The following is a 4,853-nucleotide window of genomic DNA, read 5'->3' as shown; positions in this document are numbered from 1 at the left end:
AGAGCGGTTTAACTTTTATGAAGGTAAAATCAGGCCGCAGGAGTTCCGTTCATTTGTTCAAATTCATTTGGCGTTTGATAGCCAGGGTCGAATGGATCCTTTTGGAATTGTAGAAAAACTCAATGTACTCGAACAACGATTTCTTGGCATCTTCTCTAGAAATATACTTGGTTTGATAAACGAGCTCACGCTTAAGAATACCGTGAAAGGACTCGATACAAGCGTTGTCGTAACAGTTTCCTTTTCGGCTCATGCTTCCTACCATCTCGTACTTTTTCAATAATGCTTGATACTCTAAGGAGGCATATTGAACTCACCGGTCAGAGTGGTGAACGACGCCTTTCCCTGGCTTTTGACGCTTGTACGCCATCTTTAACGCTGAGAGGACTAGCTCCTTTGTCATGGTCTTATCCATAGCCCAGCCTACAATTTTACGAGAATATAAATCCATTACAGTCGCCAAATACAACCAGCCCTCATTGGTCGGGATGTAGGTGATATCCGTTACCCATAACTGGTTCGGTTTGCTTGCTTTAAATTGACGATCCAAGACATTTTCACTTACTGGATGCTGGTGCTTTGAGTTCGTCGTTGCCTTGTATTTCCTGACGGTACAGGACTTCCATTGGTTCTTTGTCATGATACGCGAAACCGTACGCTCACTTACCTTTACACCGCGTCTGTTCAGGGTTTTAGCTATCTTTACGCTGCCGTACCGTTGCTTGAATTCCAAATGAGTCTGAAGGATCTCTTGAGTTAGTTTCTCATTTTGTTTCTGCCTGTCGCTTTTTGGCCGGTTTAACCATTTGAAGTAGCCGCTTTTGGAAACTCCCAGGACTTTGCACATCTTCTCCACTCGGAATCGGGAGCGATTCTTATGAACGAATTCATATTTTACCGAGGGTCTTTTGCGAAGTAGTGCATCGCCTTTTGTAAGATGTCATTCTCCTCCTGCAAGTCGCGTACTTCCTTTTTGAGCGCCCTTAGTTCGGCCTCTGATGAAGAGAAGGTTTGCCCACTCTTAACTTCTGGCTGCTTGCCATACTTTTTGATCCAGCCATGTAACGTGTTCTCATTCACCCCAACTTCTCTAGCCGTCTGAGCTACTGATTTATTGTGTTCATTGATGTACTTCACTGTTTCAATTTTAAATGATTCCTCGTACCGCTTGCCTTTTGCCATACCGACACACCTCGTTATAGTTGATATATTTATTATAACAATCTGTGTCTACTTTTTAGTCTAGCATCATATTGATACTCCAATTGGAATAACAGAAGCAATTTTAAAAGAACAAATAAGAGAGGAAATAAGAAGACAACGTGAAAAAGGTTTACCCATACGTACAATGGATGAATTTGGAGTGTATGATTTATATCCAGATGGGAGTAAAAAGTATATAGAGTGATATTCTGATTAGGCTATGTCAAGGCTTTTAATAAAGATATATGCAAACTTCGTTGAAAGTAAAGATTTCTGTTTTGAGTATAAAACAGAAATTTCCTGAACCATGATGGCCGCCTTTAAGTATATACTTCTTTGTAATTAGCTTTTGCCAGTATTCCCTGTTCTTAATTTATTTGCGCATCCAAGAAAACTCCAGCACTTCTATTTTGCAAACAACACAAAAAATTCCCAAGTTGTTCCGATATCAATTATTTATTTTTTTTTTCAATTATTTGAAAGTAAAACAGTATAGTAACCATCATTTGCAGTATCAAGAAGGTTTATTGGGGGAGAAACATGTAGCAACCTTGATTATTCAGTTCAAAAAACAGTTAAATAGGAATTTTCATAGACCTCTTGTCAAAAAAATTCCCAAACTAAAGTAGTAGTGTTTTTTTACTATATTGATGATAAATAAAGGAATTGTTGGTAATGTAGGTTCTAGTAACGTTACTACTGAAAAAACAGAATATTATCACTAATAAAATATTAGTGATGAAAAAAGTTTATAGTTTTCTATAAGTTTTTCTTTAGTGGAGAGAAATAGCTTGAAACCACCATGTTTATGATTAGAACCTTGAAGGAATATCTGTCTGGTAGGTATAGTTCTTTATGCTAAAGTCAACTTTGCCTCTCGGCTTGGGGACCATCATAAACATTCAAGAGCGTTTAAAATTGCACAAATTATAAGCTTTTAAAATCAAGTCCGGTAATTTTTAGATATTAACAACAAAACCTTCCGAGGAGGAGAACAATGAATTTCCTTAAATCATTCACTACAACACTAATTTTATTCATTATGTTATTTCAAGGTTTATTTTCAGCAAGTGCCTCTGCTACAGAACATGTACAGAAAGAAATAAACATTATTAATAAAAGTAGTCTGAAATTTGATGCGAAGTCACTTGAGAGGGGTAATATCAAAGGAAATAAGAAAAAAGTTTCTCTAAATAGTGGTAAGCGTGAAGACAAAATTAACGTTTTACTTCTGAAGAAAAGTAAGGCAGTCAAAGACTCTCAGCTGAATCCACAACTTGCATCTCAATTTGACCTAATTGCTACTGTTGATGATGTATCTAAACCGGAATCGATTATCCTGGAGTGGTTAGTTTCACGGGCAAATGCTCCACGTTTTAGTGGAGAGATAACTGTTAATGTTGATCCAAATGGATATATTGAAGAAAATGTAGAAATTACCCAAATTGATGAAAGTCTTATTAAGCTACAAACTGTAATTGATGCGATTGATGATACTTTAGATTATGTGGAAGAAGAGATTAATAGAAAACAGAATTTATTTTCTATTGCCGCATATAACTGGTCAAATGTTCAAATTGACCAAGCTGCTACTTACGCAGCACCTTATGGAACAATACGGTTGAATTACAACATAAAAAAAGCGCTAGTTTCAAATGGTTCATATGACAAATTTTTATCTTTAGGTAGTTCTGTACAAGTTAATCCTGGTGCCCAATTATGTTCTTCCAATTCTAACTATGCTTGTAAATATCAAACTGAAGCTGTTACTATTGTACATCAGCCAGATCTCAATGATCTTAACAGCTCTAAAATGGTGGAGCACAAGCCTGTAAACTCAGGGTCATCTGGTTCTTCAAGTTTTACCATCGGAGCAGGATATGGTTCGGATGGTCTAACAACAAGTGCAAGTTACACTTTCCAACAAAATTGGAGTTCCATATCGGTGGTAGATAATAGTACTTCTTATGGAAAGTGGAACTACACGATAAAAGATCCTACCCAATCACAGGTATTAACAGTTACAGGTGGTAGTATACACATTTTCCCTGATAATAAGGCATCGACACTTCTGGCCAGTCAGCGACTGTTGTTTTTGATTCTTGGAATACTTCACCAGTAACCAAAGTAGCATCGAAGGAAAAGTATTTCACCTGGTAAATGATTTAAAAGATAAACCACTAGAATTTTATAAAAAACTAGTGGTTTTTTTATTCTTTAAAGTTATACTCATGGTAATAGATATAAGAATAACACCCATTCAGTAAAGGTGGTAATTGCTTGAATAAACTACTTTATTTATTAGTCTTAATGATCATATCATTAATAATTTACAATATTGTTGTTTGGGTTTCTTTTAAACCAATTCTTGATGAATTAGAGCCAGTTTGTATACTGCTTTCTTTAATAACAGGTCACTTGATTACAGTGACATTACTTGACAAAAAAGAAGAAAATAAAAGCTAGTGGGTCCATTAACCTTAAAAAATGTTTAGAAAGAGGTAGCTAAAGAAAGGAACTGAGTACATATTGCCGGAATTAGCCAGTGATGCATACTTTATCAGAGGAATAAACTAAAATGAAAGATCCAACATATAAATACAATTTGTTCTATAGCATTTTTAAATTGTCAAATACACCAATATTAAAATTCTTATAATATAGTTCACCCTAAAAAGTACCGATAAAAATAAGGGGTGATTCTATTGAATATAGGTTTTAGTCCGATGAAGGCATTTATTGATGAGTTGTTTTATAACCTTCTTTGATACTATTCGGTCCTTTTGAAAGTTAGAATACCGGGGAATATTTCATCTACAATTGCCAGTTTAGCTTTTTTATATGGAGCTTATAAGATGTATATTAATCACAGGTTAATGACAAATTGACTAAAAACGCTCTGAGTCGGTTTTTTAACTCAGAGCGTTTTTCTATTCCAATAATAATGTTTTGGTGTTGATTATCTGTCACTTAAGTCTATCTATAGAATTTTTTCTTAGAGTAGCCCTTAAAGCTAGACTGGTTGCCGGTTTATCAGAAACAATAAATACTTTTTTATATCGGGGATATTTATTTACAATTTCCTCATATGTGCCTGTATCTTTAATAAATTCAGGCTTAAAGTAAAAACATTTAACATGAAAGATTTGATTAGACAATGTATCGGTGTGAACTTTATCGTTTCTTTTAAATGGCTTAAGATAAACCTCACAATGTGGCTGGATTTTTTCCTTCTCCAATATTCACTTCTCCTTTTCTTCACTTTGCACCCTAAGGGTTAAAAATACTGTGAAATTTTAAAATGTTCTTTAATTATTCACAAGTTCATGTTAACTGAAAAAATCTCAAATTTTTATACTCAAAATAGAAAACATTGGTATAAGATAGTAGTTAATATGGAATTTTATTGGAGGAGTTAAGTTGCCAAAAAGAAGTTTTACAGATGAGCAAGTGATAGAAATTTGTGTTAGCTTTGCCAATGGAGAAAAAAACAAATCAGAATTGGCCGAAGAATACAATGTAAGTGCAGCGTCTATTATAGATATACTAGTTTTTTCTACTTATACTAATGTAACATCACAATTACCCGATCTAGTTAAGATGGCTATATCAGACCGAATGAATAACAAAGGAAATATTTTAAAAGATAA

At 34.5% G+C, this 4,853-nt stretch carries 4 protein-coding genes and 1 pseudogene; 3 read left to right on the top strand and 2 right to left on the bottom strand.

The annotated features are described in order from the left end of the window. Positions 1–29 precede the first annotated feature (29 nt). Positions 30–1,182 (bottom strand): annotated as a pseudogene (locus JCM21738_RS20905) (IS3 family transposase). A 1,018-nt stretch (positions 1,183–2,200) separates the two neighbouring features. Here JCM21738_RS20905 and JCM21738_RS20895 point away from each other — a divergent pair. Further along, positions 2,201–3,325, top strand: a complete 1,125-nt coding sequence (locus JCM21738_RS20895; protein WP_035210138.1) for a hypothetical protein — start codon at positions 2,201–2,203, stop codon at positions 3,323–3,325. 158 nt (positions 3,326–3,483) lie between these two features. Next, the gene (locus tag JCM21738_RS20890) at positions 3,484–3,669 is read left to right on the top strand and encodes a hypothetical protein (protein ID WP_023626842.1); all 186 of its coding nucleotides are present in this window, start codon (positions 3,484–3,486) and stop codon (positions 3,667–3,669) included. Positions 3,670–4,169: 500 nt separating this feature from the next. Here the strand turns inward: JCM21738_RS20890 and JCM21738_RS20885 are convergent, their stop codons facing one another. After that, a complete protein-coding gene (locus JCM21738_RS20885) occupies positions 4,170–4,442 on the bottom strand; it encodes a hypothetical protein (RefSeq protein ID WP_023626843.1) in 273 nt (90 codons plus the stop codon). A gap of 181 nt (positions 4,443–4,623) precedes the next feature. Between JCM21738_RS20885 and JCM21738_RS20880 the strand changes: the two genes are divergently transcribed. After that, on the top strand, positions 4,624–4,853 hold a 230-nt coding region (locus JCM21738_RS20880), incomplete at its 3' end, for a helix-turn-helix domain-containing protein (RefSeq protein ID WP_031308302.1).

Source organism: Mesobacillus boroniphilus JCM 21738, from assembly GCF_000517385.1.
Lineage (GTDB): Bacteria > Bacillota > Bacilli > Bacillales > Cytobacillaceae > Mesobacillus > Mesobacillus boroniphilus.
The sequence above is the reverse complement of the archived record's forward strand: the minus strand, read 5'-3'. Positions and strand labels throughout refer to the sequence as shown.